At 56.6% G+C, this 1,149-nt stretch carries 2 protein-coding genes; both read right to left on the reverse strand.

The features are described 5' to 3' along the window. A partial coding sequence (locus tag AC1DT3_RS22045) for a flagellin N-terminal helical domain-containing protein (RefSeq protein ID WP_477467308.1) occupies positions 1 to 237 on the reverse strand: 237 nt, incomplete at its 3' end. 234 nt (positions 238 to 471) lie between these two features. After that, on the reverse strand, positions 472 to 1,149 hold a 678-nt coding region (gene fliP / locus AC1DT3_RS22050), incomplete at its 5' end, for a flagellar type III secretion system pore protein FliP (RefSeq protein ID WP_477467309.1).

Consider the following 1,149-nt stretch of genomic DNA (forward strand, 5'->3'; position numbering starts at 1 on the left):
GTTGAAGGCGGTGTCGACCGAGTTCGCRCCGAGACCGAGAGCGTCYTTCACGGCGCCGAGCGAGCCGTTGTCGGCGCGGATCGTCGTCGCGATCGACCAGTAWGCAGCGTTGTCCGCRGCRTYCGCSACYTTCARRCCRGTSGAGATGCGGTTGCTGGTCGAATCGAGTTGCCCGGCGATGCTCTTCAGCGTCGTCAGGGCGGTCATGGCGGAGGTGTTGGTAAGCAGGCTAGACATGGTGGGTTGTCCCTAGATTGAGAAAAATCGGGGACATACCGGRCTTGCACCGGTATGGCAGCGCGGCGTCATGCCTTCGAATGGGGCCGCATGTGGCGTGCCATTCAATCTGCCATAAGTGTCATACTGACGGTCAGAACCTGAGCCATATCGCTCCGGTCGTCAAGTCGAACTGTGTGACCTCTCCATCTAACCAGCCGGCTCCTTACAACATCGTTAATGGAGCTTCACTTTCTAGAAATATGAGCGGACAAGACCGCTCACGAGGATATTCCAACCGTCCATCAGGACAAAGAACAGCACCTTGAACGGCAACGAGATAACGGTCGGCGGCATCATCATCATCCCCATGGACATGACGAGTGTCGCAACGATCATGTCGATGACGAGAAAGGGTAGTGCAATCAGAAATCCAATTTCGAATCCGCGCCGCAGTTCCGAAATCATGAAGGCCGGAATGATGATGCGCAGATCGATCTTGGAATCCTCCACGCTCTTGGGAAAATTGACGGCGGCGAGATCGCTGAACGTCTGGAGATCCTTCGGCCTCACATGAGCCAGCATGAACTCACGGAAAGGATCGGCGACCTTCGCGAAGGCTTCGCTTTCCGAAATCTGGTTCTCGGTGAGCGGCTTGATGCCTTCCTGCCACGCCTTGTCGAAGGTCGGCGCCATGACGTAGAACGTCATGAACAGAGAGAGGCTGATCAGAAATAGATTGGCCGGTGTGCTCTGCAATCCGAGGCCGGAACGCAGGAACGACAATGCGACGACGAAGCGCGTAAAACTCGTCGTCATGATCAAAAGACCGGGCGCGACAGAGAGCACCGTCAGCAATGCGACGAGCTGAATGATCTTTCCGCTGACGGCGCCGTTTCCCTGCGGGATCAAATTCTCGAGGCCGGGCACCTG

It is taken from the genome of Microvirga sp. P4_G7 (assembly GCF_056401005.1).